The sequence below is a fragment of the Paenalkalicoccus suaedae genome (assembly GCF_006965545.2).
Lineage (GTDB): Bacteria > Bacillota > Bacilli > Bacillales > Salisediminibacteriaceae > Paenalkalicoccus > Paenalkalicoccus suaedae.
This window is the reverse complement of the sequence record NZ_CP041372.2, coordinates 1,516,409-1,542,832: the sequence shown is the minus strand read 5'-3', so window position 1 is coordinate 1,542,832 and position 26,424 is coordinate 1,516,409. Positions and strand designations below refer to the sequence as shown.

Annotated in this window: 27 protein-coding genes; 1 reads left to right on the top strand and 26 read right to left on the bottom strand. The window is 41.7% G+C overall.

Translation table 11 applies throughout. The annotated features are described in order from the left end of the window. Positions 1-15: 15 nt before the first annotated feature. The 7 genes from FLK61_RS08355 to FLK61_RS08325 all read right to left on the bottom strand — a co-directional run bounded on the left by FLK61_RS08355 (position 16) and on the right by FLK61_RS08325 (position 8,720). Positions 16-999 (bottom strand): alpha-ketoacid dehydrogenase subunit beta, encoded by a 984-nt coding sequence (locus FLK61_RS08355; protein ID WP_176009017.1) that lies wholly within the window; start codon positions 997-999, stop codon positions 16-18. Between the two features lie 3 nt (positions 1,000-1,002). Next, entirely contained in the window at positions 1,003-1,998 is a 996-nt protein-coding gene (locus FLK61_RS08350) for a thiamine pyrophosphate-dependent dehydrogenase E1 component subunit alpha (protein WP_176011182.1), read from the bottom strand. A 16-nt stretch (positions 1,999-2,014) separates the two neighbouring features. After that, the gene (gene lpdA, locus FLK61_RS08345) at positions 2,015-3,442 is read right to left on the bottom strand and encodes a dihydrolipoyl dehydrogenase (protein ID WP_176009016.1); all 1,428 of its coding nucleotides are present in this window, start codon (positions 3,440-3,442) and stop codon (positions 2,015-2,017) included. Between the two features lie 29 nt (positions 3,443-3,471). Continuing rightward, positions 3,472-4,569, bottom strand: coding sequence for a butyrate kinase (gene buk / locus FLK61_RS08340; RefSeq protein WP_176009015.1), 1,098 nt, complete (start codon positions 4,567-4,569; stop codon positions 3,472-3,474). 15 nt (positions 4,570-4,584) lie between these two features. Further along, positions 4,585-5,682, bottom strand: coding sequence for a branched-chain amino acid dehydrogenase (gene bcd / locus FLK61_RS08335; protein ID WP_176009014.1), 1,098 nt, complete (start codon positions 5,680-5,682; stop codon positions 4,585-4,587). An 18-nt stretch (positions 5,683-5,700) separates the two neighbouring features. Beyond that, a complete protein-coding gene (locus FLK61_RS08330) occupies positions 5,701-6,591 on the bottom strand; it encodes a bifunctional enoyl-CoA hydratase/phosphate acetyltransferase (RefSeq protein ID WP_176009013.1) in 891 nt (296 codons plus the stop codon). Between the two features lie 161 nt (positions 6,592-6,752). Further along, complete coding sequence (locus FLK61_RS08325) at positions 6,753-8,720, bottom strand: sigma-54 interaction domain-containing protein (protein ID WP_176009012.1); 1,968 nt, start codon at positions 8,718-8,720, stop codon at positions 6,753-6,755. 126 nt (positions 8,721-8,846) lie between these two features. Between FLK61_RS08325 and FLK61_RS08320 the strand changes: the two genes are divergently transcribed. Beyond that, positions 8,847-9,098: a DUF2627 domain-containing protein gene (locus FLK61_RS08320; protein ID WP_176009011.1), complete on the top strand. Its 252-nt coding sequence runs from the start codon at positions 8,847-8,849 to the stop codon at positions 9,096-9,098. Between the two features lie 35 nt (positions 9,099-9,133). Here FLK61_RS08320 and spo0A read toward each other — a convergent pair whose 3' ends face one another. From spo0A to FLK61_RS08225, 19 genes are all read right to left on the bottom strand, one after another. Beyond that, positions 9,134-9,925: a sporulation transcription factor Spo0A gene (spo0A, locus tag FLK61_RS08315; RefSeq protein WP_176009010.1), complete on the bottom strand. Its 792-nt coding sequence runs from the start codon at positions 9,923-9,925 to the stop codon at positions 9,134-9,136. 234 nt (positions 9,926-10,159) lie between these two features. Continuing rightward, the gene (gene spoIVB / locus FLK61_RS08310; RefSeq protein ID WP_176009009.1) at positions 10,160-11,383 is read right to left on the bottom strand and encodes a SpoIVB peptidase; all 1,224 of its coding nucleotides are present in this window, start codon (positions 11,381-11,383) and stop codon (positions 10,160-10,162) included. 119 nt (positions 11,384-11,502) lie between these two features. Next, on the bottom strand, positions 11,503-13,239 hold the full coding sequence (recN, locus tag FLK61_RS08305) for a DNA repair protein RecN (protein ID WP_176009008.1): 1,737 nt from the start codon (positions 13,237-13,239) through the stop codon (positions 11,503-11,505). A 65-nt stretch (positions 13,240-13,304) separates the two neighbouring features. Beyond that, positions 13,305-13,754 (bottom strand): transcriptional regulator AhrC/ArgR, encoded by a 450-nt coding sequence (ahrC, locus tag FLK61_RS08300; protein WP_176009007.1) that lies wholly within the window; start codon positions 13,752-13,754, stop codon positions 13,305-13,307. A gap of 202 nt (positions 13,755-13,956) precedes the next feature. Beyond that, entirely contained in the window at positions 13,957-14,754 is a 798-nt protein-coding gene (locus tag FLK61_RS08295) for a TlyA family RNA methyltransferase (RefSeq protein ID WP_176009006.1), read from the bottom strand. A 3-nt stretch (positions 14,755-14,757) separates the two neighbouring features. After that, entirely contained in the window at positions 14,758-16,647 is a 1,890-nt protein-coding gene (gene dxs, locus FLK61_RS08290; RefSeq protein ID WP_176009005.1) for a 1-deoxy-D-xylulose-5-phosphate synthase, read from the bottom strand. A gap of 11 nt (positions 16,648-16,658) precedes the next feature. Next, positions 16,659-17,273 (bottom strand): hypothetical protein, encoded by a 615-nt coding sequence (locus FLK61_RS08285; protein ID WP_176009004.1) that lies wholly within the window; start codon positions 17,271-17,273, stop codon positions 16,659-16,661. Positions 17,274-18,000: 727 nt separating this feature from the next. Then, positions 18,001-18,891 carry a polyprenyl synthetase family protein gene (locus tag FLK61_RS08280; protein WP_249777701.1) on the bottom strand — a complete coding sequence of 297 codons (891 nt, stop codon included), beginning with the start codon at positions 18,889-18,891 and terminating at the stop codon, positions 18,001-18,003. 7 nt (positions 18,892-18,898) lie between these two features. After that, the gene (gene xseB, locus FLK61_RS08275; protein ID WP_176009003.1) at positions 18,899-19,126 is read right to left on the bottom strand and encodes an exodeoxyribonuclease VII small subunit; all 228 of its coding nucleotides are present in this window, start codon (positions 19,124-19,126) and stop codon (positions 18,899-18,901) included. 3 nt (positions 19,127-19,129) lie between these two features. Beyond that, positions 19,130-20,479, bottom strand: coding sequence for an exodeoxyribonuclease VII large subunit (xseA, locus tag FLK61_RS08270; protein WP_176009002.1), 1,350 nt, complete (start codon positions 20,477-20,479; stop codon positions 19,130-19,132). Continuing rightward, on the bottom strand, positions 20,479-21,339 hold the full coding sequence (gene folD, locus FLK61_RS08265; RefSeq protein WP_176009001.1) for a bifunctional methylenetetrahydrofolate dehydrogenase/methenyltetrahydrofolate cyclohydrolase FolD: 861 nt from the start codon (positions 21,337-21,339) through the stop codon (positions 20,479-20,481). The genes xseA and folD overlap by 1 nt, the downstream gene beginning before the upstream one ends. A gap of 15 nt (positions 21,340-21,354) precedes the next feature. Beyond that, positions 21,355-21,750, bottom strand: a complete 396-nt coding sequence (nusB, locus tag FLK61_RS08260) for a transcription antitermination factor NusB (RefSeq protein WP_176009000.1) — start codon at positions 21,748-21,750, stop codon at positions 21,355-21,357. Positions 21,751-21,908: 158 nt separating this feature from the next. Beyond that, complete coding sequence (locus tag FLK61_RS08255) at positions 21,909-22,325, bottom strand: Asp23/Gls24 family envelope stress response protein (protein WP_176008999.1); 417 nt, start codon at positions 22,323-22,325, stop codon at positions 21,909-21,911. Beyond that, positions 22,318-23,688 (bottom strand): acetyl-CoA carboxylase biotin carboxylase subunit, encoded by a 1,371-nt coding sequence (accC, locus tag FLK61_RS08250; protein WP_176008998.1) that lies wholly within the window; start codon positions 23,686-23,688, stop codon positions 22,318-22,320. Before accC ends, FLK61_RS08255 begins: the two co-directional genes overlap by 8 nt. 11 nt (positions 23,689-23,699) lie before the next feature. After that, positions 23,700-24,185 (bottom strand): acetyl-CoA carboxylase biotin carboxyl carrier protein, encoded by a 486-nt coding sequence (gene accB, locus FLK61_RS08245; RefSeq protein WP_176008997.1) that lies wholly within the window; start codon positions 24,183-24,185, stop codon positions 23,700-23,702. Between the two features lie 218 nt (positions 24,186-24,403). Beyond that, positions 24,404-24,724, bottom strand: coding sequence for a hypothetical protein (locus FLK61_RS08240; protein ID WP_176008996.1), 321 nt, complete (start codon positions 24,722-24,724; stop codon positions 24,404-24,406). Positions 24,725-24,867: 143 nt separating this feature from the next. Continuing rightward, positions 24,868-25,386 (bottom strand): SpoIIIAH-like family protein, encoded by a 519-nt coding sequence (locus FLK61_RS08235; RefSeq protein ID WP_176008995.1) that lies wholly within the window; start codon positions 25,384-25,386, stop codon positions 24,868-24,870. Positions 25,387-25,388: 2 nt separating this feature from the next. Next, complete coding sequence (locus FLK61_RS08230) at positions 25,389-25,940, bottom strand: hypothetical protein (protein ID WP_176008994.1); 552 nt, start codon at positions 25,938-25,940, stop codon at positions 25,389-25,391. After that, positions 25,937-26,413 carry a stage III sporulation protein AF gene (locus tag FLK61_RS08225; RefSeq protein WP_176008993.1) on the bottom strand — a complete coding sequence of 159 codons (477 nt, stop codon included), beginning with the start codon at positions 26,411-26,413 and terminating at the stop codon, positions 25,937-25,939. Before FLK61_RS08225 ends, FLK61_RS08230 begins: the two co-directional genes overlap by 4 nt. Positions 26,414-26,424 lie beyond the last annotated feature (11 nt).

Below are 26,424 nucleotides of genomic sequence, written 5' to 3'. Positions count from 1 at the left end.
TGCATAATTCCTCCTTTAAAATTCTGCTAAGTCACGAATAGCAGCTTCGATTTTATCTGTGTTTACCATAAACTTCTTTTCAAGAGTAGGGGCGTAAGGCATAGCAGGCACGTCCGGTCCAGCTAAACGTTTGATTGGAGCATCAAGATCAAAGAGGCAGTTTTCTGCGATGATCGCACTCACTTCTCCGATAATACTTCCTTCAAGATTGTCCTCTGTAACAAGAAGAACTTTACCTGTTTTATTCGCCGCTTCAATAATCGCTTCTTTATCCAACGGATACACGGTGCGCAGGTCAACAATGTGCGTATTGATACCTTCCTTCTCTAACGCTTCTGCTGCCTGCTTTGCAAAATGTACGCAAAGTCCGTACGTAATAACCGTCACGTCATCTCCCTCACGAGCAATAGCCGCTTTATCTAAAGGCACTGTGTAGTCTTCTTCCGGAACATCTGCTTTTAACAGACGGTACGCACGCTTATGCTCAAAGAATAGGACTGGATCATTAGAGCGAATCGCCGACTTTAACAGTCCTTTTGCATCATAAGGATTCGATGGGATTACGATTTTAAGTCCAGGCACGCTTGCAAAAATGGATTCGACAGACTGAGAGTGGTAAAGTGCCCCGTGAACCCCGCCGCCGAATGGTGCTCTGATTGTGATAGGACAGCTCCAATCATTATTAGAACGATAGCGGATCTTTGCTGCCTCTGAAATGATCTGGTTCACCGCTGGCATAATAAAGTCAGCAAACTGCATTTCTGCAATTGGGCGCATGCCGTACATAGCTGCTCCAATACCAACTCCCGCGATTGCAGATTCTGCAAGAGGGGTGTCAATAACACGATCTTCTCCAAATTCGTTATACAGATTGTTTGTTGCACGGAATACGCCTCCGCGCTTTCCAACGTCTTCACCTAATACAAAGACATTCTCGTCGCGTGCCATTTCTTCTTTCATTGCAAGTGTTACAGCTTCTATAAACGTCATTGTCGTCATCGTTTATTCCTCCTCATACACGTACTGCATCATCGTGTCCGGATCTGGATATGCAGCGTTCTCTGCGTAATCTGTTGCCTCATCGATTTCTAAGCGAAGTGCTTGGCGAATCTCTTCATCTTTTTCATCCGTCAAAATATCTAAGTCACGTAAGTAAGCGCCGAAGGTATGAATCGCATCGATCTTCTTTGCTTCCGCTACTTCTTCGCGTGAACGATACGTGCTGTCATCATCGTCACTGGAGTGAGGAGTCAAACGGTAGGAGACTGTCTCAATAAGAGAAGGTCCTTCTCCACGAAGAGCTCGCTCTCTAGCTTCTTTGATCACTTTATACACGGCTAATGGATCGTTACCGTCAACAGATTCTCCGTAAATACCGTAGCCAACTGCGCGATCCGAGACTTTCTCAATATTTAATTGCTTATCGAGTGGGACAGAAATCGCGTACTTATTATTTTCACACATAAAGATACAAGGCAGATCATGAACACTGGCGAAGTTAATTCCCTCATGGAAGTCTCCTTGGTTAGAAGACCCTTCTCCAAATGTCGTAAATGCAACAACCTCTTCTTTTTTCATTTTAGCACCTAGAGCGATCCCTACTGCGTGGGGTACCTGTGTCGTTACAGGAGAAGATCCTGTTACAATACGATTTTTACGTTGACCAAAGTGCCCAGGCATTTGACGACCACCTGAGTTTGGATCCTCCGCCTTCGCAAAACCAGAAAGCATGAGGTCCTTTGCAGTCATTCCGAATTGTAAAACAACGCCCATATCACGATAGTAAGGAAGGGCATAGTCCTTTGTATTATCGAGTGCCATCGCCGCTCCAACCTGAGCCGCTTCTTGACCCTGACAGGAAATAACGAATGGTATTTTACCTGCGCGGTTTAACAGCCACATACGCTCGTCAATCATTCGCGCTTGAAGCATCACTCTATACATGTTTAAAGCATCCTGATCAGATAAGCCAAGTTCTTCATGTCTATTTTTAGTCATCATAAGTGCCTCCTTATTAACCATGAATTTGAATCCCGTCTACTGCAAGTGCCGCTTCGCCAATTGCCTCTGATAAGCTTGGATGAGGGTGAATGGACGCCGCGACCTCCCAATGTGTAGCATCTAACAATTTAGCTAGCGCTGCTTCTGAGATCATGTCTGTCACGTGCGGACCAATCATGTGAACGCCTAACAAATCCTCTGTTTTACTGTCTGTCACAAACTTAACAAAACCAGTTGTGTCTCCATACACGAGCGCTTTTCCAACTGCCTGGAACGGGAATTTACCAACCTTCACATCATAGCCTTTATCTTTTGCATCCTGCTCTGTCAGTCCAACACTTGCAACTTCAGGCGAGGAGTACGTACATTTTGCGACGAGTAGCGGATCAACTGGATGCGCTTCCAAGTTAGCCATATGCTCAACCGCTGCAATTCCCTCGTGAGATGCAACGTGTGCCAGCTGAAGACCTCCAATGACGTCACCTACCGCATACATGTGCGATTCTTTCGTTTGATAGTGCTCGTTTACTTTAATCACGCCATTTTCGACTTGTATGTCTGTGTTTTCTAGCCCGATATTCGTCACGTTCGCTTCCCGACCGACAGAAACTAATATCTTTTCGAACGTCAGCGATTGTTTTTCTCCATCTAATTCATAAGGAACTGTCACGTCAGACTCGGACGTTTTTACTTCCTCTGCAAGGACTTGAGCACTCGTTAGCACATTCACACCTTTTTTCTCTAGTGCTTTTTTCATTTCTTTTGAGATATCGCGGTCTTCGGTCGGTAACACTCGGTCCGTGTATTCAAACACGGTTACCTCAACGCCAAAGTCAGCAAACATCGATGCCCATTCCACTCCGATAACTCCACCACCGATAATCCCAATCGACTTTGGAAGCTCCGTTAACGATAATGCCCCTTCTGAAGAAAGGACACGATCTTCATCTAGCGTTAATCCCTTCAGGCTTCTAGGTCTGCTACCAGTGGCGATAAGGACATTTGATGGAATTAGCATATCGTTTTCTCGGTCTTCTTCTTTATACTCAATTGAGATGGTGCCTGGTGTAGGAGAAAAGATAGAAGGCCCTAAAATACGCGCAAATCCTTCGTAAATATCAATTTTCCCTTTTTTCATTAGAGCCTGAACGCCTTTATGAAGCTGATTTACGATCGCATCTTTGCGATCCATGACAGCTTGAAAATTTAACGTAGAACCTGAAACTTCCACGCCAAATTCTTCGGCCTGATTGATTGTCTTAAATACCTCCGCGCTACGAAGTAACGCCTTACTTGGAATGCATCCTTTATGTAAACACGTTCCGCCCACCTGAGACTTTTCAACGACTGCTACACTCTTTCCTAACTGAGCTGCACGAATAGCTGCCACATATCCACCTGTACCAGCTCCTATTATGACCAGATCATATTCTTTAGCCATAGTTCTCCTCCTAGACGTCGCGCCGATGCTTATTGCATCGCGCGAACGTGAATGTTGTATTCTTTAGCCTGCTCTTCTTGACGAAGCACTCGAAGCGCTCCAGCTGATAAAGCATGCAGTTCATTTTCTCCTGGCTTAACGATCACCTTTGCTATCCATTGTACACGAGAAATGATTTTACTTACAAACTCTTTTCCGTATGCTAATCCACCTGTAAGGACGATTGCATCAACTTCTCCAGATAAAACCGCCGCGTTACTCGCAATTTCTTTTGCGACCTGATACGCCATTGCTTCATAGACTTTTTCAGCCTGCTCATCGCCTTTTGCAATGCGGTTTTCGACTTCAACTGCATCATTTGTGCCAAGGTATCCAACAAGTCCGCCTTGACCGACGATTTTTTTCATTACTTCATCCGAATAGAGCTCACCTGAGAAGCATAGGGATACTAAGTCACCTGCCGGGACAGTTCCAGCACGCTCTGGAGAAAACGGTCCTTCTCCATGAAGTCCATTATTTACATCAATAACTCTTCCGTGACTATGAGACCCTACGGTGATGCCCCCACCCATATGAGCTACTATTAAATTCAGGTCTTCATATTTCTTACCTAAATCCGTGGCGACTTCACGAGCCACTGCTTTTTGATTTAAGGCATGAAAAATACTTTTACGCTCAAAATCTGCAAATCCAGAGACTCGCGCAACATCCTGCAGTTCATCCACCACTACAGGATCAACGATAAACGCTTCGATATTGAGCTGGTTCGCTATCTCATTAGCAATGATGCCACCTAAATTCGAAGCGTGCTGTCCAGCATACCCATCTCTTAAGTCCTGTAGCATGTCGTCATTAACGGAATACGTTCCACCTTCAATTGGACGTAAAAGCCCACCACGACCAACAACTGCTGAGAGCTTCGATAAGTTGATGCCTGCGTTATCTAGTGCCTGAAGAATCATCTCTTTGCGAAACGCATATTGTTCAATAATAGACGCGAATGATGCTATCTCCTCACGACCGTGACGAATTGTTTCTTCTAATACCTCGCGCTCATTTTCAAACACGCCAATTTTCGTTGATGTTGAGCCTGGATTGATGGCTAAAATTCGATATGTCGTTTCCACAGTATTCCCTCCACTTTATCTTCCACGAGAAACAATGCTCATCCCGTTTTGTAAAAATTGTTTTCTTGATTTTCTCATCGTTTCAATTCGTTCTTCCGCGAGTCTGTCTGCAGCTTTATATGTTGGGATACTATCTCGCTTCGAAATTTCAATGACGCGATCGATAGAATCATAAATCGTCTCAACCTTCTTCATTGCTCGCTCGCGATTATATCCTAGTAGTTCGTCCGCTACATTAATCACCCCACCAGAGTTAATCACATAGTCAGGAGCGTAAACGATACCCATATCTTGAATAATATCTCCGTGCTTTGGTTCTAGAAGCTGGTTATTTGCAGCGCCTGCAATTACTTTCGCTTTTAATTGAGGTATTGTTTGATCATTAATCGTTGCACCTAATGCACATGGCGCATAAATATCACAATCAACCGCGTAGATATCATTAATATCTACTGCATGCGCACCGAATTCTTCAACAGCGCGAGCAACAGCCGTTTTATTAATATCTGTTACAATGAGCTTTGCTCCTTCTTCATGTAAGTGGCGACACAACTGGAATGCAACATTTCCGATGCCCTGAACTGCTACTGTCTTACCTTCTAGCGAGTCGCTTCCGAACGCTTCTTTAGCAGCTGCCTTCATACCAACATATACTCCATAAGCTGTTACAGGTGACGGATTACCGGAAGATCCAAATGCAGGTGATACACCAGTTACATAGTTCGTCTCTTGGTAAACAAGGTCCATATCTTCAACCGTTGTACCGACATCTTCTGCTGTTATGTAGCGACCATTCAATCCTTGGATATAACGACCAAATGCTCGGAACATCGCTTCGTTTTTATCTTTTTTAGGATCTCCAATGATAACGGTTTTTCCTCCGCCTAAGTTTAATCCAGCCGCAGCATTTTTATAAGTCATGCCTTTTGCTAATCTCAATGCGTCCATGAATGCCGCTTCTTCGGACTCATATGTCCACATTCTTGTACCACCTAGTGCCGGTCCTAATGTAGTATCGTGGATGGCAATAATTGCTTTTAACCCCGACTGCTTATCTTGACAAACCACTACCTGCTCGTAATCATATTCTTCCATATAAGAAAAAAGTTCCATGTTAATATCCCCCTTAAGTTATGATGCATTCACTGCTAGTGCAATGGAAAATAATTTGCTCTCTTTTGAATCAGCACGTGATGTCAGAATGATCGGTGCACGAGCTCCGACAATCATGCCACCGACAGTCGCTGATCCGAATATCGTAAAGGATTTGTATAAGCTGTTTCCAACCTCAATGGAAGGTGCAAGCAAAATATCTGCTTTGCCAGCTACATCTGATTCAACCTTTTTTTGTTTTGCCGCTTCTTCTGAAACAGCTATATCGAAGGCTAATGGGCCATCTACAACACACCCTGTAAGCTGTCCACGTTTGTTCATCATCGTCAGGCTAGCAGCATCTAACGTTGCTGGCATTGCCTCATTTACATGCTCAACTGCTGCCAATGCAGCTACTTTAGGAGTTGTCACTCCAATCCTTGATACAGCATGGACAGCATTCTCCAAAATTTGTACTTTCTCTTTTAGTGATGGAGCAATATTCATCGCAGCATCGGTCAAATACAATAGTTTTTCTCTCTCGGGAAATCTAAACCCCGCTACGTGAGAAAGCACTCTGCCAGTGCGTAAGCCTGCTTCTTTATTTAACACCGCTTTAAGAAGTAATGACGTAGAAAGCATCCCCTTCATTAAAACTCCTGCACGGCCTGCCGAGACGAATCTCACAGCTTCAGACGCTGATTCTTTATCTGTCGTACAAGCATGAAACTCGAAATTGTCTTGTCTAGTAACATCCGCTTTAGAAGCCTCTTCGAGCATTGTCTCCATTGGACCAAAGAAGTGAAAGGAACATCCTCCTCTATCAGCTGCCTCTTTACAAGCTGCAAAAAGTGATGCGTCCGTTGCATGGGCGACGGCAATCGTTTGTTTCTTCGTTTTAGCAAGTTCTAATAATTGGTCAATGTTCACGTCTTTAGTTCACCTTCTTTATAAGAATTCACGCGTATTTATAATGCAAGATCAATGCCAACTTTTAAAACTGCTTAAATGCAGGATAAGCAATGCTTTCCTAGCATAGAATCGTGAATAAAATTGCACAGTGCGCAATATTTTTCATGCAATAAATTGCATCACTTGTATTTTTCAAGTTTATAATATAAATTCCTAACCGATAAACCCAATTGTTGCGCTGCTTTTGTTTTATTTCCTCCACATTGTTTTAACGTTTCATGAATGATAGCTGCTTCTACATCCTGTATTTGCTCATCAAGCGTTCGATCGTCTACACGAACCTGATTTTTTGATGTGTCGACATCCGCGATCGTTGGGAAGACACTTAGATGAGTATCTTCAATAACTGTTTCAGAGAGCTTCATATGAATGATGGCCCTACCTAGAACATTCTCAAGCTCTCTTACATTCCCTGGCCAGCTATAAGAATGTAACTTAGCAATCGCCTTATCTGTCAGCTGATAAACATGCCTCCCATAATCTTGATTTAATCGCAGTAAGAGGTGCTGGCTCAAGGCATGAATATCTTCCTTCCGATCTCGCAAGGCTGGTATCGAAATCGGAGCTCGGTTGAGCCTGTAATAAAGGTCAGCTCGAAATTCTCCTGCTTCAATTTTATCTTCTAAAGCAACATTCGTAGCTGCAATTACGCGCACATCTAGCGTGATAGTTTTCGTCCCACCTACGCGAACGATCTCTTTCTCCTGCAACACTCGTAACAGCTTTGCCTGCATGGTTTGCGACAACTCACCAATTTCATCTAAAAAGATGCTACCGTTATTCGCTTCCTCAAACAAACCTTTTCTTCCTCCACGCTTCGCACCTGAAAAAGCACCATCCTCATAGCCAAAAAGCTCACTTTCGAGTAAGGATTCAGATATTGCCGCACAGTTTACTCGCACGAATTTATTGTACTTTCTTTTACTTTCATTGTGGATTGCATGCGCAAAAAGTTCCTTTCCTGTGCCCGACTCTCCTCTAAGTAAAATCGTCGCAGGTGTTTTAGCAGCAACTCTCGCTTGTTCAATCGCCATCGTCATTTCAGCCGAGCTACCTATGATATCTTCAAAACGGTACTTTGCTTCAATGGAACGAATTATTTTTTTAGCTTGTTCTAATTCTTTTGTAAGTGATTCCATTTCAGATACGTCATGAACAACGCCGACGCTTCCTTTGATTTCATCGTCCACAATAACTGGCGCAACATTAACAACTACATCACGCTTACTAGGGCCTACCTTCATTCTAGCTCCTCGAATTGGTTTTTTCGTTTGGAGCACCTTCATGTGAATGCTTTCTCCTTCAGAAATATCTGCTGTAGCAGGTTTTCCGATTACCTCATCTTTATGAAGACCAGTTAATCTGGAATAGGCAGGATTAATCAATAATCCTAACCCTTTTTCGTTTACTACGGAAATCGCATCATCCGATGATTGAATAATTGCTTCAAGCATTGTTTGAATGCTTTTTAAATTTGTCACTTCCTCTGCCATATTCACAATTTCAGTTATATCACGAAACACACCGAGCGCACCCGTTATCGTGTCCCCTTCGTACATAGGAACACGAGTTGTGATGATTGTGCGGTCGTTGCCTATCACCTGTTTACGGTTATACTCTATTTGTTCGGTCGCCATTACTCTAGGGAGCTTAGACGATGGCATGACGTCTTGTATAGGTTTACCGATTACATCTTTTTTATAAAGTCCGGTCATTTCTTCTGCACGTGAGTTAATGATAGTTATTCGACTAAGAGCATCTATCGCTATCATGCCATCATGAGTAGAATCAAGTATATGGTACATTTGATCAAGGTCTTGCGCTCTTCTTACTAAGAGCTCTACGTCCTCTTGCCTTAATATTCGAGGTGAGTTTATCGTGTTAGTTAATGGAACGATGAGATCGGTTACGTCTGAAGGCAATGTATGTATAATAGGTATACCATAATTTTTTGCTAATTTTTGCAGACGATCTTCATTGTAGCCTTCTGCGTAAATTCCTTGAAATGCTAGAGGTTTGCGAGTCAACAGTAATCGAAGGTCATTTGATGACGTATCTGACCCAACAGCCAAATAAAAAGTAAACATGATAACACCTCCTTGCAAATTATTTCACACCTTAACTATACCTTAATTATAGCGAGACGCAAACTTGCTCATTCGCTGTATTTCAGCTAAAATTAATGTATAGATTAAAGAGAAGGGTTGTTTATTATGACGTTTATCCGCTTCATCGCCCTTGCAATAGCGATTCTTCCAGTAATACTAGCTGGATACGGGATTAAGCTAATGCGAGATACTTTATTTAATATCGTCAATTCTCCTTGGCCCTCCGCTTACATTCAATTTTTAGTTGGCATTATTGCACTTGCAGTCGGAATCTGGCTCATTGGCGGATTCATTTTGCATAGAGACAGAAAGAATAACAAAGTTGCTCCACGATTCCAAAAACAAGCTCGCCAATAAAAAAAGGCTCCCTAATGGGATGCCTTTTTTATGTCTTATACGCTAACTCTGTGCTCAATGCGCAACTTATCTGCAACCATTGCAATAAACTCTGAATTAGTCGGCTTTGCCTTCGATACATTTACCGTATATCCAAACATCTTTGAAATAGACTCAATGTTCCCTCTGCTCCAAGCAACTTCAATGGCATGGCGAATCGCTCGCTCTACACGGCTAGCTGTTGTATTATATTTTTTAGCAATATCTGGATATAACACTTTTGTGATTGAACCAAGCAATTCAATGTCATTATAGACCATAGTGATCGCTTCACGTAAATACATATATCCTTTAATGTGCGCCGGTACCCCGATTTCATGAATGATACTTGTAATAGAAGCATCTAAGTTCATTGGTCTATTATCTCTGCGCATTTCTTGTGTAGAAGGCTTCGAACGATGACTTGTTCGCCCCTGTGTAGATACATCGCGTACTTTGTTGACCAACGTATCCATATCAAACGGCTTTAAGACATAATAAGATGCCCCTAGCTCTACCGCTTTCTTCGTCACATCTTCTTGACCAAACGCCGTAAGCATAATAATATTAGGCTTTTTAGCAAGATTCATGTCCTGCATCTTTTCAAGAACAGCAAGACCATCTAAATGAGGCATAATAATATCTAAAATTAGTACGTCAGGCTGGACATCCTCAATTACCTCTAAGCACTCCTGTCCGTTAAATGCCTTGCCTACGACTGTTAGATCATCTTCTTGAGAAATATAATCCTCCAATAAATTCACAAGCTCACGATTATCATCTGCAATACATACGGTAACATTTCCCACATCTATTTCCTCCCCAGTGTTATTTCTTCCTATTATAACCTTTAGATTCGACATAGCAAACCTAATCCCTCTAAAAAAATTGATTTTTTATATAAAATCGTATAAATACTCTTATTTATTCGTGTTTACTCTTTTTTTCGATAGTATTCGATCTTATCTGATACGTTTGTCGAATAATCTTTATGGTAAGTATACCATAGGTATTCAAACGGTTGATGACCTCAAGTAGAATTTCTAGTTAGTGACGGATGCTAGCGCATCCACCTCATCAAGCATCCACTCAATGTGACAACCATATCCTCTAGAAGGATCATTAACGAATACATGTGAAATCGCTCCAATTATTTTGCCGTCTTGTATAATCGGGCTACCACTCATCCCTTGAATTATCCCACCAGTTTTATTCAGAAGCCTCGCATCTGTTACTTTTACAACGAGACCTTTTGAGGAAGCATGCTTCCTCGGCTTATTAGAAACAATCTCAATGGTGAACTTTTCAATTTTATCATCTTCCACTACTGTCCATATTTCCGCCTCCGCTTCTTCCACCTCATGGGCAAATGCGATAGGCAGTCCAGTGTCTGGCATAACTTTTGATAACACACTCGTTATGGCATGTCCGTAAATTCCAAATTCCGTATTGGATTCCACGCTACCTATATAACCACTTTTGCGATCAAAGCTTGCTAATTTTTCGCCCGGATGCCCTGAAGCGCCTTTTTTGATTGACGTCACTCTTGAATGAAGTACCTTCCCGTTCTCTATTTGTACTGGTAACTTTGTATCACCATCCGCTATAACATGCCCCAAAGCTCCAAACATCCCATTTTCTTGTACGAACGTTAATGTACCTATACCAGCAACGGAATCACGAATATAAAGTCCAATCTTCGCTTGATCAAGTGAAGTTCTTTGTAATGGAACATCAATGACCATCTCTTTTTCATCTCTCACTATATGTATCGAGATGACATCTCCTTTTGCGTCCTGCAATACGTGCATCACTTCTTCCACTGACCCAACCTCTGTCTGATTAAGCTTGTAGATTCTGTCACCAACTTCAAGCCCACCTCCTAATGGAGATAATTGACGAGATCCATCGGCTTGCAGTAAATAAAATCCCACAATTAATACACCGTCCATCTCGATTTGTACACCAATGGAAGCTCCACTTGGATAAAGGATAGGTCGATCTTTACTGTGTATAGTTACTTCTTTAAGAGGGATGTTTTTATATCCTAAGATCGCTTTAGAGCTTGATGCTTCAAGGCTTATTAGTTCATCATCCACAAAGCTAAATGGCTTTTCAACCTCCAATACATCAAACACCGTATGCGTCGTGGCTTCCCCAATAGCAGCTGTGTAATCATCCTCCAAGTGAAAAAGCTCGCCTATCGGGGTACCTATATAACAAAATAGAACAAGTATAAGTGCCGCATGCCAACCGATATGCCTCATTATAAGGTCCTCCCTCCTGTCTATCCTTTACTCTCTCCTTTAACGAAAAAAATATAAGTCCATTCAATAGAAAAAAACTAACCAATTAAGGTTAGTTTTTTCTTAGGTATTACATACTTTTAGCTTTGATCTGTTTTTGATGATCTTGCTTGATCAAGCAACTCTGTAGCATGTTGTCTTGTCAATTCTGTAATTTCGACTCCAGATATCATTCGGCTAATTTCTTCTACTTGTTCTTTATTAGTTAGCGGCCTTACATCTGTTGTCGTTCGATCATTTTCCTCATTCTTAGAAATGAACAAATGAGTATCAGCCATTGCCGCTACTTGAGGTAGGTGAGTGATACACAGCACTTGAGAGCCAATTGACAAACCATGTATCTTTTCAGCAATGGCTTGAGCAACGCGTCCACTTACTCCTGTATCTACTTCATCGAATATTAATGATGTGACGCCTTCATGTCTGCTTAAAATAGATTTTAATGCTAAGATCATTCTAGAAATCTCACCACCAGATGCTACTTTTGCAAGTGACTTCAGGGGTTCGCCTTTATTTGTCGCAACTAAAAATCCTATCTCATCGATTCCATTTGGAGTAAAGGGATTACGTTTTAATAAATCCTCCGCACGAAGTTCCCCGTTCATTCGAGTCTCAATTGCAACATCAAAGTTTGTGTTCTTCATATATAAATCTTGCAGTTGCTGTGAGATAGCTTCCTGAAGCTTCACAGAAGATCGCTTACGTATAGCAGTTAAGTTTTCCCCCTCAATACGAAGATCATTCGCGATCGATTCAAGCTCCTTCTCCCACTGCTCTAGTCGTTGCTCTCTATTTGTGAGCGTGTCTAATTCTTCTTCTATAGAGGTTGCGTATTCAATGACAGCATTAACGGTTTCCCCGTATTTTCTTTTTAGTTGCGTTATTTCTGACAGTCTCGCTTCGATTGTATTCAGGCGATCAGGATCAAATTCAATTGCCTCGTAATAATCACGCAGGCTATATGTAGCTTCTTCCAATAAATAGTAATTGCTCGTAATTGTCTCTAGCACCTGTTGCAAATTAGGATCTAGCTCAGCCGCTTCTTCCATCTGATTCATAGCAGCCATTACCCACTCAAGCCCTTTACCATCTCCATATAAAGAGTCATAGGCTCCATGTACATTCTGGTATAAACCTTCGCTATTATCAAGGCGCTTTTTTTCTTCTTGAAGCTCCTGGTCTTCATTTGGGACAAGCTCAGCCTTTTTAATCTCCTCAAATTGGTAAGAGATCAAATCTAATCTTTGAGCCATTTGCTTTTCGTCAGACGAAACTTGAGTAAGCTGCTGGCGCTTCTTTAAAAATTTATCGTAAACCGCTCGATACTCTGCCTTCGACTCTCGAAGATCGTCCTCTGCAAATCGATCCAAAAACATCACATGCTTCTCTGTTTGCAAAAGCTGTTGGTGTTCATGCTGACCATGAATATCGACAAGTTGCTGACCAACCTGCCTTAAAATGGCAAGAGTTGTAAGTTTCCCGTTTATACGACATACACTTTTGCCCTGCTGAGTCATTTCACGTCGTAAAACAATTGTCTCTTCTTCATCTAATTTAACCCCAACATCTATGAGCAAACGAGATAACTCCTGAGACCTAGATTCTTGGATCGAAAACAACCCTTCTATTTCCGCTCTCTTACTCCCGTGCCGTACAAATTCTACAGATCCTCGCCCACCAATAAGTTGCCCTATGGCATCAATGATAATAGACTTTCCTGCTCCAGTTTCTCCAGTTAAAACTGTAAGCCCTTCATCAAATGATATAGTCACTTCATCTATAATGGCAAAATTACGAATTGACAGCTCTAAAAGCAAGTGCCTCACTCCTTTATTTACGTAAAGAAACGCTCGTCACATGTATAGACGAACGTTTTCGTTTATTATAGCATGTCTAAAAATCGATCTGCTACTGGTTTGGATTCATTCTCTTTACGGCAGATAATAAGAATGGTATCGTCTCCACATATGGTCCCCATAATTTCTGCCCAATCAAGATTATCTATTAAAGCACCAACGGAATTCGCATTACCAGGTAGTGTTTTAATAACAATCATGTTTGCAGTGAAGTCAACGGATACAAAACTATCCATCAACGCTCTCTTTAATTTTTGCAGGGGATTAAAACGTTGGTCGGAAGGAAGACTATATTTATAGCGTCCATCCATCATTGGTACTTTTACTAAATGTAATTCTTTAATGTCCCTACTCACCGTAGCTTGTGTAACGTTAAATCCAGACTCTCTTAGCTGATCAACTAATTCATCCTGCGTTTCTATATCTTTATTTCCAATAATATCTCTAATTTTTATATGCCGTTGGCCTTTATTCATTTTACATCCCTCCGAGGTCACCTTTTCCTATATTAAGTATAAATTAAATCACATAAATATACAATTGATTCTGTATACAATTACCTTATTAAATACCAATTATGCACGTATACTATTATTTATTTATCCTTTGTGTTACATGATAAAACATGTATGTATGCAAAAAGAGCGATAACCTAACTAGTAGGTTATCGCTCTTTATTTACTCGTGAGACACCCTCACAATTTCTTTTATCAGTTCTTGATTATATGGGGACGGCTCCGCCTTCTTTTGAAGGTGTAAAAGGAATTCAATATTTCCTTCTCCACCTTTTATTGGAGAGGACGTAAGGTTGTTTACATGGAATCCTAGCGTCTCCGAAAAAGAAATGACTTCTGCAATCACTCGTTCATGAACTTTTTTATCCCTAACAATTCCTTTTTTACCGACATCTTCTCGACCTGCTTCAAACTGAGGCTTAATGAGGGCAACCACGTCGCCACCTTCAGCCAAGATCGTATAAAGTACGGGTAAAATAATTCGCAGAGAGATAAAGGATACATCAATTGTAGCAAAGTTGGGCTCACCTTTTTGAAAATCTTCTTTTGTGCAGTATCTAAAGTTTGTTCGCTCCATCACTTCCACTTGCTCATGCTGACGTAGCTTCCAAGCTAGCTGGTTATACCCAACGTCTAATGCATAGACGAGTGTTGCACCGTTTTGCAAAGAGCAGTCCGTAAATCCACCAGTAGATGCACCAATATCAAGAACCGTTCTCTTATTTAAATCAAGCTCGAAGGCAGTGATCGCTTTCTCAAGCTTCAAACCACCTCTACTAACATAAGGCAAAACCTGACCTTTTAAAGTTAAATTTGCCTCAATATCTACTTTTTGACCGGGCTTATCAATTCTTTCGCCGTTAGCTAGCACAAGGCCAGCCATAACGGCGCGCTTTGCTTTTTCCCGCGTCTCCATTAATCCTTTTTCAACTAGTAAAACATCAATTCTATCTTTTTTCATCAGTTATGCTCGTTGCCTCTTTCTTGGTACTAATTTGTGAACTGCTTGCTGTACGCCGTCTACCGTTAAGCCGATTTCTTCTAACAGTTCGGGAACACTACCGTGTTCAATGTACCAATCAGGAATACCTAATCGCTCTACAACAACAGAATGATAACTATTTTCGTGGAAATGCTCTAATACGGAGCTTCCAAAACCTCCAAGTAACGCTGTTTCCTCAAGCGTTATGATCGGTTTTTCCTGCTGAGCAAGCTCATTAAGCATCTCTTTATCTAGAGGTTTGATCGAACGTGCGTTAATCACCTCTACTTCAATTCCCGCTTGCTTCAATTGCTCCGCAGCCTCCATAGCAACAGGGATCATTGTACCGAATGTTAAAATCGATAAATCGGCACCTTCTTTAAGGACCTCCCACTTACCTAACGGTAGTTCGCGAAGCTCCTCATCCATTGGGATTCCAAACCCGTTACCTCGTGGGTATCGAACTGCTATAGGACCATTATTTTGCATAACCGCTGTGTAGAGCATATGCTGAAGCTCATTCTCATCCTTAGGATGGACAATTTGCATGTTTGGCAAGTGACGTAAGTAAGAAATATCGAATACTCCTTGATGCGTTTCACCGTCAGCTCCTACTAATCCTGCTCGGTCGATCGCAAAGACAACTGGTAGGTTTTGGCGACAAACGTCGTGTACAAGTTGGTCATAGCCTCTCTGTAAGAATGTTGAATAAACAGCAAATACTGGTTTCATTCCTTGAGTAGCTAAACCAGCCGACATGGTTGTCGCATGTTGCTCTGCAATACCAACATCAAACATTCTATCTGGGAATTCCTTAGCGAATTTGTCTAATCCGGTTCCTCCAGGCATCGCTGCAGTAACTGTTACAAGACGCTCGTCCGTTCTCGCAATCTTTTTCATCGTTTCTGCAAAAACACCGCTATAGCTTGGTGGTCCCGGCTTTTTGACAACTTCACCTGACTCAATTTTATATGGCCCTAAGCCATGCCACGTGCCTTTTGCATCATTTTCAGCAGGTGCGTAGCCCTTACCTTTTTTCGTGATGACGTGCATGAGCACTGGACCTTTTGTTTTTTTAGCATAGGTGAAATTTGACTTAAGCTCCTGCATATCATGACCATCAATTGGTCCTAAATATGTAAAGCCCATCTCTTCGAAAAACATTCCAGATACTAATAGATACTTTAAACTATCCTTTACTCGTTCAGCAGTGGCTGCTAATCTGCCACCAACTGCCGGGACTTTCTTAAGAAGCATTTCAAGGTCTTCTTTAGCCTTTTGATATTTGCCAGCGCTTCTCATTCTTCCAAGCATGGAATGGAGAGCACCAACGTTTGGCGCGATGGACATTTCATTATCGTTTAACACAACAATCATATCCTTCTGCTCATGACCAATGTGGTTAAGCGCTTCCAATGCCATACCTCCGGTCAAAGCACCATCGCCGATTACAGGAATGACGGTATTATCTTTCCCTTGCATGTCACGGGCAATAGCCATCCCCATGGCACCGGATAGAGAAGTAGAGCTATGCCCCGTCTCCCAAACATCGTGATCACTTTCAGAACGTTTTGGAAAACCGCAGAGCCCTTTGTACTGTCTTAACTGATCAAACTGATCTGCTCTACCTGTCAAAATCTTATGAACATACGCTTGGTGTCCAACATCCCATAAAAACTTATCGTTCGGGCTATCGAATAATTGGTGCATCACAAGTGTTAATTCTACAACACCTAAATTCGGACCTAAATGTCCACCTGTTACAGATAGCTTTTCAATTAAAAAATTTCGAATGTCCTGAGCAAGGTCGCTTAGTTCTTCGTCATTTAATCCCTTTAAGAAAGTTGGATCCTTAATTGATAATAAATCCACTGGGAAATCCCTCACTTTCTGCTTTTAGATTTCTTTTTGTTTTTTTTCTTTTTAGACTTTGTAAAAATGGTTATGTTCAATTTTACCTCTAACAAATAAAATAATCTACCCACATGGTATATGATCGGCGTGGAAAATTGGATAGCAATGGTTTTTCCTACAGATTTTCCACCAACTGTTAGCGCAGCTACAACACTCGTAAATAATATCGAGATTAAGAACTGTACAGTAGATCCATCCTCGTACCCTAGCTGGAGGCCTAATTGAAGAACGACATAAGCGGACGCTGTACCACTTATAATTCCTGAAATATCCCCAATAACATCATTTGTAAAGTTGGAAAACTTATCGGCATTTCTAGTTATGATAACCGCATGTTTTGCTCCTGGTAATCTTTCCGATGCCATTGCATGAAACGGTTTTTCATTAGCTGCAGTTGCAGCTACCCCAATCGTATCAGATATGACCCCTATAAGCACAATAATAAGAACAATTACCATGCCAATTGCCCACGAGACACCGCTCAATACGGCTGTTGAAATGACAGAAAAAATAGCCGCTAACACAAGAGTGATAACGGCGATCATCCAGCTCCATTTAAGAGATTGTTTAAGAGAATCCTTCATTTATATAGCCTACCTTTAAATAACAGTCACGTATTACTCACTAATACCTTTTTATGTCCGAATTAAAACCAATAACTTATTGGTTATTTGTGTATAGTGATTCCCTCTTTGGAGAATCATATGTAAGGGCGAGTGGTCACATAATGAGTAAAAACTGCGTCTTAGGTCCAGTAGGTTTTCCCAGACAGGTACCACGGCGTCGCCGCTATGGAGGTTTCCCATTACACCTACCTTGACACTGTCACCAAATGCCAGACTGGATTACCACTTAGTACGCACTATAATCCCCATTATATGTCGAGTGAACAGTCTAGGAGTTTTCCTCAGCAGCTCAATATCACTCTCTATCCTCTTTTGCAGAGATGATTTCATACGGCTGGCATGCCGTAATCCCCTCACACTCCACTCAAGGCAGGCTACGCTGCTAACGAGTTCCCGAAACTCATATTTGCAGGTTCATACCCCTGTTTATAGAGAAGCTCGGATGCGACTCCACAAACAAAGGCCTCCGCGACTGGAGGGTCATCGCCCACATGCCATTGTGGATCGCCCTACAATCTTTACTCCCAGTTAGGACCCAAGGCTGGGCGCCCCAAGCCAAAACTAGGAACTTCATCGATGTGCCCTTTAGCGAATTTTTAGGCTCGCTTTCGAAAATGGAGAGCCGACTAGAATACTGCACCACTCACCTATATAATTATATCACGGCTTGTGATTTTTGTACAAATTAGCTACTGCGATTCTCGATGTATAGAGCTAATTCCTCTAAGATCGATGTATCAGCAGACAGCTTAGATAATTCATGAAGAGCAGCCTTCGTGTGATATGCTAATTTCTCTTTTGCTCCATCTAATCCAAGAATCGATACATACGTACTCTTATCATTTCCTTGGTCACTGCCTACTGGCTTTCCTATTTCCTCTTCATCGCCTTCTACGTCCAAGATATCATCTTTGATTTGGAATGCAAGTCCAATGTGATGACCAAATTCGGCAAGCGTAAGTCTCTCTTGATTCGAAGCCTCTGCTAAGATAGCTCCACTTTCGAGAGCAACCGCCAAAAGATCTCCAGTCTTGTGCTCATGCACCTTTTCAAGCTCTTCGACAGAAACTTGTTGCTTCTCTGCTTCCATATCGGCCATTTGACCGCCTACCATCCCATTTGGTCCAGCAGCATGGACGATCGCACCGATAATATCAAGCTTAAGCGAGTCAGGAATTCGGCTAGACTCTCGAATTAACTGGATACTATACGTTAGTAATGCGTCCCCCGCAAGGATTGCCGTCGCCTCTCCGAACACTTTATGGTTAGTTGGCTTGCCACGACGCATATCATCATCGTCCATAGCAGGTAAATCGTCGTGAACGAGCGAATACGTGTGGATCATTTCAATAGCAAGCGCTGCATCATCACCAAGCTCCATCTCTTTTTTGTAACTACTAAGCACCGCATAGACTAACATTGGTCGGATTCGTTTCCCGCCAGCCTGAAGCGAATAAAGCATCGATTCTTTTAACGCACTTGGGCAATTTAGTTGTGCAACTACCCCTTCAAACTGTGATTCAAGTCGTTCTTTATACTCGTCAATAAAAAGCAGTAATTGTGAATAAGCAGTCACGATGCCTCTACTCCTCTACCTGAAATGTCGTAATCTCTCCATCCTCATGAAGGACTTCCGTCATCTGCTTCTCTACTTTTTGAAGCTTATCATGACATTGCTTAGAAAGAGCCATTCCTTGCTGGAACATATCAATCGCCTGTTCAAGAGGAACATCCCCTTGCTCAAGTTTATTTACTACTTCCTCAAGCTTACGCATTTGATCTTCGAATGAGAGCGTATCTTTCTCAGCCATCTCTTATTCCTCCTTCGCCATTAGCTTACTAGTATGTGTCACAACACCTGTTATCGTACCATCGGTCACACGTACATCTATCTCATCACCAGATTTCACTGTAGCAACTTGTTTAACGAGGTCATTCCCTTTGTAAACAAGGCTATAGCCGCGATCCATTAATTTTAAGGGACTTAGTAAATCTAGTTTGGAGAGTTGAAGGGATAACTGATGTTCTTTCTCTTTTTTCGCATCAATCATACCCTTTTTCAATCTAACTTGAAGCTGTGTCAGTTTTTCACTTTCACGCAGGATTCGATCCTGAGGATGAAGAGCTGCTAAGCGTTGTGTTAAAGAGCTCCATGTATGGGTGCGCCCTTCTACAAAACGTTCCTTTGCACGCATTAACGCCTCGTTTAAACGATCTAAATCCTGTTCCTTTTGCTCTATGAGCTGTTTAGGGAATCTAAACGCATACGATTCGACTAAACGCTTATGCCTCTCTGACTGGGCTTCAATCTGCCCATTCATAGAACGAATTAGTCTTGCTTTTCGGTCAGAAATAAAAGCAAGCATCTCTGTTAAATTAGGTACAGATAACTCTGCTGCCGCAGTGGGAGTTGGAGCACGTAAATCTGACACATAGTCGCTAATGGTGACATCCGTTTCGTGCCCTACAGCAGATATTAACGGTGTCTCACATTGATAAATAGCTTTGGCTACAATCTCTTCATTGAACGCCCATAGCTCTTCAATCGATCCACCGCCTCGACCGCAAATAATCACATCAAAGTTAGCTAAATCAGCTTGCTTAATCGCTTTGGCAATCGACTCAGGTGCAGAGGGTCCTTGGACCAAAACAGGTAAAAGTGTCGCTTTTGCAATTGGGTATCGCCTCTCTAACGTCGTCAAGATGTCTCTAACAGCAGCCCCGGTTGGTGAGGTAATAACAGCAATGCGTTCTGGAATTCTAGGCGGCTTTTTTTTATGAGCCTCATCAAAATAGCCTGCCATATGTAATTTTTTCTTTAATTGCTCAAATGCTAAATAAAGATTCCCCACACCATCAGGCTGCATCTCTTTTACGTAAAACTGGTAGTTTCCGTATGGTTCATAAACAGAGACATCTCCTCGAACAAGTACGTTCATCCCATCGCTTGGAATAAATGATAGTGATTTATTGCTACCAGCAAACATGACCGATTGAATGCGAGATTTGTCATCCTTTAGAGAAAAGTACATATGTCCTCTACTATGACGCTTAAAATTCGAAATCTCCGCCCGCACCCAAACGTTTTGAAGTGGACCTGACGAATCAATTAGTCGCTTAATATTGGCAGTGAGTCCGCTAACAGTTAAGTGAGCCGTACTCATTACTTACCTCCGTGAAGTCTATTCGTAGCTGATTTCACTGTGTTTTGCATGAGCATGGTGATCGTCATTGGACCGACTCCACCTGGGACTGGAGTAATATAAGACGCAACCTCTTTGGCCTCTTCAAATACGACGTCTCCAACTAGTTTGCCTTCACTATTACGATTCACACCTACATCAATGACGACAGCGCCAGCTTTAATATATGAGCTATCAACCATATGCTCACGACCAACTGCTACAACTAGGATATCTGCTTGTTTTGTCAGCTCTTTCATGTTTTCCGTACGAGAATGACAGTATGTAACTGTGGCATTCTCATTTAAAAACAGCTGACCGACGGGCTTCCCAACAATATTACTTCTGCCTATTACGACGACGTGCTTTCCTTCAATAGAAATCTGCTTCGATTTGACCATTTCCACAATTCCATAAGGGGTACACGGTAAAAAAGCATCCTTGCCAGTCATCATACGACCAATATTAATTGGATGAAATCCATCAACATCCTTTAATGGAGAGATCGCTTCTATAATGCTACTCTCTTTGATGTGATCTGGTAAAGGTAGTTGGACCAGAATCCCGTCAACAGATGCATCATTATTTAATGCATCGATCTTCGATAATAGCTCCTCTTGAGTAATACTCGCATCAACTCTATCTACTATAGAGTCAATTCCAATTTCATCACTCGCGCGCTCTTTGCCTTTAACATAAGAATGAGAAGCTGGGTCATCACCGACTAGTATTACTACTAGCTTTGGTGTCACACCCTGCTCCTTAAGGTTTTTTACTTCCTCTTTCATCTCGTTTCGCTTCTTTTGAGCTAACTCTTTGCCAGAAATCACATCAGCCGTCATTCTAAGACATCCCCCTTATGAAAGTTGTTGTGCTACTTTTGATACCACGCCATTAACAAATTTACCTGCATCCGGTTCAGGGTTAAATCCCTTAGCCAAGTCAATAGCTTCGTTAATACTCACATTAATTGGTACATCATCCACGTACTTCATTTCGTAAACACAAAGGCGTAAAATAGCGCGGTCTACGCGAGACAAACGATTTAATGCCCAGTGCTCAAGTGCAGCCTCTAAATATCCATCGATCTCATCCTGGTTTTCAAGCGTTCCATCTACTAATCCATGTAAAAACTCATCTGCAACTTCTCCGTCTTGTAAGGTAGAGGAGATCGCTTCTTCAGGCTCTACTCCGGTCATTTCAATTTGATACAATGCCTGAACAGTCTTTATTCGTGCAATTCTTCGATTCATTTTCATTCTCCTTTTACGTAGGATAGTCTTTAGACTACCCACCTGTTTCATCACGTATTAAATAATAGCACACCTAGCGCGCATCTGCATTAGCAGACACAAAAAAGAAGGCTACCTAAAGTCGAATTGACAATATGGTAGCCTCTTCTTATACAAGCTTAGTTTGCTTGAGGTTTTTTCTTCTCATCTAGCTCTTGTTTTTGCTCAAATTGCACACCTGTAATGTGAACATCTGTGCCGACAACATCGATCGCAGTCATTGTAGATAACGTCTGGACGATATTCTCCTGCACTTTTTTACCTACGTCAGGGATCGAAAAACCGAATTGAGTGACAACATACACGTCAATTTTAACACCCTTCTCTGTAAGTTCTACCTTTACACCTTTACTATGAGCACTTTTTCGCGATAAACGCTCTGCGACTCCAGCTGCAAAGTTACCTCGTAAAGCAGCCACGCCATCGATCTCAGAAGCAGCGATTCCTGCAATTACTTCAATAACCTCTGGAGAGATTTCTACGTTGCCTAGTTGCTCTTTGTCTTTCGCCATTTCAATTTGATGATTATCAGTCATGATGAGCCTCCTCAGCCGGTTTGATCGGATACGTTTCAAGGAATTTTGTATTGAAATCTCCCTTGCGGAAAACCTCATGCTCAAATAATCGTTCGTGGAAAGGAATAGTCGTGTGAACCCCTTCAATAACAAATTCCGATAGGGCACGTTGCATTTTTGCTACAGCTTCCGCACGGTCCTTACCATGTACAATCAACTTCGATATCATAGAATCATAAAAAGGACTAATCATATAGCCAGGGAAAGCTGCACTATCTACACGTACTCCTAATCCTCCTGGTGGTAAGTAGAAGTTAATCTTACCAGGAGAAGGCATGAAGTTTTTAAATGGATCCTCTGCATTAATTCTGCACTCAATGGACCACCCGTTAAACGTAATCTCCTCTTGAGAATACGTTAATGTCTCCCCTGATGCAACTAGAAGTTGCTCTTTAATGAGGTCAACTCCAGTCACCATTTCTGTGACAGGATGCTCTACTTGGATACGAGTATTCATTTCCATGAAATAAAATGATTGATCATTATGATCATAAATAAATTCGATCGTTCCGGCTCCACTGTATGATACAGCTTCTGCCGCACGGACTGCCGCATTCCCCATTTGCTCACGCACCTCTGCTGTTAATGCAGGCGATGGAGATTCTTCAACAAGCTTTTGAAGGCGGCGTTGGATCGTGCAGTCGCGCTCTCCTAAATGAATGACATTCCCATGATTATCAGCTAGTACTTGTATTTCAACATGGCGGAAGTCTTCGATGTACTTCTCTAAGTAAACACCAGCGTTACCGAAATTTGCTTTGGCTTCTTTTTGAGTCACAGAAATGCCTTTTTTAAGCGATTCCTCATCACGTGCTACGCGAATTCCTTTACCGCCACCGCCAGCTGTTGCTTTAATAATCACTGGGTAGCCTATCCCTTCAGCAACTTCCACACCGTGCTCAATGGACTGAATGATGCCATCAGATCCTGGAACGACCGGAACACCCGCTTCTTCCATTGTCTTTCTAGCCACGTCTTTTGTACCCATTCGACTAATTGCTTCCGGACTTGGGCCGATAAACGTAATGTTACAAGCTGCGCAAATCTCAGCGAAGTCTGCGTTTTCAGATAAAAATCCGTAGCCTGGATGAATGCCATCGACCTGAGTCAGTGTAGCTACACTCATGATATTCGTAAAGTTTAAATAGCTTTCGCTAGATGAAGTAGGGCCGATACAATATGCTTCGTCTGCTAACCTTACATGTAAGGCATCCGCATCTGCTTCAGAAAAAATAGCAACTGTCTCAATTCCTAACTCTTTGCAAGCACGAATAATTCGAACCGCAATTTCTCCTCTATTTGCAATTAATACTTTTTTTAGCATGTCCTACACCCCTACTCTGGCTTAACGAGGAATAGCTCTTGACCATACTCAACTAATTGGCCATTCTCAACTAAAACCTCTACGATTTCTCCGCTAACTTCTGCTTCAATTTCGTTCATAAGCTTCATTGCCTCAACAATACACACAACTGCATCCTTTTTAACCTTTGATCCAGTCTCTACATAAGGGTCCGCATCTGGTGAAGGCGACTGGTAAAACGTACCTACCATTGGTGACTTGATAGCATGTAGTCCACTTGTATCAGGTTTACTAGTAACCTCTGGCTGAGCCTGCGCTTGTTTAGTTGCTACAGGAGCCTCTACCTGTGTTTGTTCTGCGGGCTTAGCCGTTACTACCTTGGGCTCTGGATGAACGACTTGCGTCACCCCTCCCTTACGCATCGTTATCTTAGCACCGTTTTGTTCGTATTTAAATTCATCAATACTGGAATCATCGATGAGCTTTATTAACTCGCGGATTTCTTGAATTTTTAACACTCGAATCACTCCAATCTAATATGTAGGCATCATCTAGACATCTTTTTATTAGGATCTCTTATGATGTAGTCCTAAAAATATGCTACCTTAAAACTAGCTAATTGAAAACCTTTTTTATTTGAGAAGTCATTTCATTATTTTTGAAAGCGGTAACAAAGTGTGACACAAAAGAAGGCTAGACTTTACTTTAAACCAAAGCTAGCCTTCTTACCTTCTTATTACTCCACTGGTGTTTTATATTCTCTAAAGATCGGATAGTCAGACAAGTTATCAGGGATCTTCCCATCTTCTAAAATAATAATTTTTACTGTATCGCGATTACGTGCCATATGGTATTTCTCGCCATATTCATTATCCTGCGTATATTTTTTTAAACTCGTATAGTCCTCTTCTTGAATTGATACAGGTTCACCATCTGCAGTCTCAGGATCCTGCACAAAACCTACTTCAAATTCAACAATTTGGATTTTATCGTTTTTAATATTACGCGTTTGTTCAAGTACGGCTTTCGCACCTTCTGTTAGTTCTGACCATTCCATGTAAATCTCTCCCTTAACGAATCATAGAGGTCTTTTATGACCATTCATTTCGTCATTATACCATTATAAGCAAACGTTGCACACAGCAACTGATAAAAAACGTGCTAATGAGGTCGAAACCTTTTAGCACGTTTTAATTGCTCTTATTGATGATAGCCTACTCGTATGGAGGATATACCTAAATGGTCAAAGGTTAGCTGGTTAATTTCGGCTACCTGCTCTTTTGATAGCATGTCCGTTTTAACATAGACATTCACCTGAGAGTCGTTCGTCATGACTAGAGCATCTTCATAGCCTTTTGAAATGAGTAGAGTTTCTAACGTAAGTTCCTTTTGACTTAGCTCTTGCAACGCCTCCATTTTATCAAGCGCTTCGACCTGAGCTTCTGAATCTGTTTCTGGTTCACCGATTACGCTAACAAACTCATCGTGTAATCTACCTCGAGTATCTTGACGTTGCAAACGGATAGATTGAAACATATCATTTTCTGTAGGGCTAAAAACCTCTTCTGTTGGTTCTTCCTGAATATTTTCTAATTCCTCTACTTCTTGCAATGCTGACTGTTTAAATGATGCCTGCTCACCAGTTAAGTAATAAACAGATAGTACGACTGCAAGACTTAACATCGTAAACAGCCAAATTGTTTGTCTCTTCATTGCCATGCTTATTCCTCCCTTTTTTTAGGCATTACAGAAATTCTGTGTGTGGATACATCTAGTGCTCGACTAACCGCTTCGATAATCCACGTTCTACTGTTTATATCTTCCACTCCATTAGCGGTAATGAGAACCCCTCTGATCTCTGGATAATGATGCTCGATTAATACAGGGGACTCTCCTTTATCCTCTCGTACAGTAATTAATTGCTCGTCTATTTTTTCGTCTGTAGTAACTCTCATTCCACCCTCTTGCAGTTGCTCTCTAGACTGTGAGGTGCTTTTTTGTTTATTCTTCTCGAATTCGTTTCGACCTGAGCCCTCTAACGTTATAAAAACTGTTACATTACTGATTCCGAGAACTCCTTCAAGCATATCCTGAAGCCTTTCTTCCATCGTCGCTTCTTCCTGTTCGATTTCATGAGCGGTTTGACTCTCGTTGGACCTTTCAGGAGTAAAGCTTAGGATCATGAGGATAATCCCGATGCATAAAAGGCTTATTAATAAGTAAAGTCGCTGTTTTTTACCTAGTTGCTTTAATGGGAGCACTGGCACAGTCATCCCCCCTCCTGCACAATTATTAACTCCCGAGGTAGCTCCCAATCCCTGGCGAGTATGTCTGTTATCTCTTCCTTACTTCTTTCGCTATGGCGATGTACATGCACGGTGACTGACTCGAGTTTTTGAAGCCACTCGTCCCAGGTAGTTGCTTTCGTTATGATCGTGACATCGGTCACATCATTCTTTACCTCTTCGGGTACTTCTTTTAGTAGAGCTTGTTCGACTTCCTCTGATATATATGCAATAGAGGTATCAACTAATTCCTCCTTTTCTATATAAAATGATTCTTCTAAAACGAAACGATCCTGGAAGCCTTCATCTACGAGCATGATAATCGGTTGTATCAGTACGAGGATAACTAAGATGCCGATTACAAACCGAATATAAGGCTGATACGTCGAATTCGGGATAAGAAGCTCCAGCATAATAACTGATACGATTAATGTCACAATCGACATGATCCATGCACTCATAGCACCCTCCT

Excerpts from the sequence above, each read along its gene's own strand:
- FLK61_RS08355 (WP_176009017.1), bottom strand. The coding sequence starts at position 999 with ATGACGACAATGACGTTTATAGAAGCTGTAACACTTGCAATGAAAGAA.
- FLK61_RS08350 (WP_176011182.1), bottom strand. The coding sequence starts at position 1,998 with ATGACTAAAAATAGACATGAAGAACTTGGCTTATCTGATCAGGATGCT.
- lpdA (WP_176009016.1), bottom strand. The coding sequence starts at position 3,442 with ATGGCTAAAGAATATGATCTGGTCATAATAGGAGCTGGTACAGGTGGA.
- bcd (WP_176009014.1), bottom strand. The coding sequence starts at position 5,682 with ATGGAACTTTTTTCTTATATGGAAGAATATGATTACGAGCAGGTAGTG.
- FLK61_RS08325 (WP_176009012.1), bottom strand. The coding sequence starts at position 8,720 with ATGTTTACTTTTTATTTGGCTGTTGGGTCAGATACGTCATCAAATGAC.
- FLK61_RS08320 (WP_176009011.1), top strand. The coding sequence starts at position 8,847 with ATGACGTTTATCCGCTTCATCGCCCTTGCAATAGCGATTCTTCCAGTA.
- spoIVB (WP_176009009.1), bottom strand. The coding sequence starts at position 11,383 with ATGAGGCATATCGGTTGGCATGCGGCACTTATACTTGTTCTATTTTGT.
- ahrC (WP_176009007.1), bottom strand. The coding sequence starts at position 13,754 with ATGAATAAAGGCCAACGGCATATAAAAATTAGAGATATTATTGGAAAT.
- FLK61_RS08295 (WP_176009006.1), bottom strand. The coding sequence starts at position 14,754 with ATGAAAAAAGATAGAATTGATGTTTTACTAGTTGAAAAAGGATTAATG.
- FLK61_RS08285 (WP_176009004.1), bottom strand. The coding sequence starts at position 17,273 with ATGAAGGATTCTCTTAAACAATCTCTTAAATGGAGCTGGATGATCGCC.
- xseB (WP_176009003.1), bottom strand. The coding sequence starts at position 19,126 with ATGGCTGAGAAAGATACGCTCTCATTCGAAGATCAAATGCGTAAGCTT.
- xseA (WP_176009002.1), bottom strand. The coding sequence starts at position 20,479 with ATGAGTACGGCTCACTTAACTGTTAGCGGACTCACTGCCAATATTAAG.
- folD (WP_176009001.1), bottom strand. The coding sequence starts at position 21,339 with ATGACGGCTGATGTGATTTCTGGCAAAGAGTTAGCTCAAAAGAAGCGA.
- nusB (WP_176009000.1), bottom strand. The coding sequence starts at position 21,750 with ATGAATCGAAGAATTGCACGAATAAAGACTGTTCAGGCATTGTATCAA.
- FLK61_RS08255 (WP_176008999.1), bottom strand. The coding sequence starts at position 22,325 with ATGACTGATAATCATCAAATTGAAATGGCGAAAGACAAAGAGCAACTA.
- accC (WP_176008998.1), bottom strand. The coding sequence starts at position 23,688 with ATGCTAAAAAAAGTATTAATTGCAAATAGAGGAGAAATTGCGGTTCGA.
- FLK61_RS08240 (WP_176008996.1), bottom strand. The coding sequence starts at position 24,724 with ATGGAATGGTCAGAACTAACAGAAGGTGCGAAAGCCGTACTTGAACAA.
- FLK61_RS08235 (WP_176008995.1), bottom strand. The coding sequence starts at position 25,386 with ATGGCAATGAAGAGACAAACAATTTGGCTGTTTACGATGTTAAGTCTT.
- FLK61_RS08230 (WP_176008994.1), bottom strand. The coding sequence starts at position 25,940 with ATGACTGTGCCAGTGCTCCCATTAAAGCAACTAGGTAAAAAACAGCGA.
- FLK61_RS08225 (WP_176008993.1), bottom strand. The coding sequence starts at position 26,413 with ATGAGTGCATGGATCATGTCGATTGTGACATTAATCGTATCAGTTATT.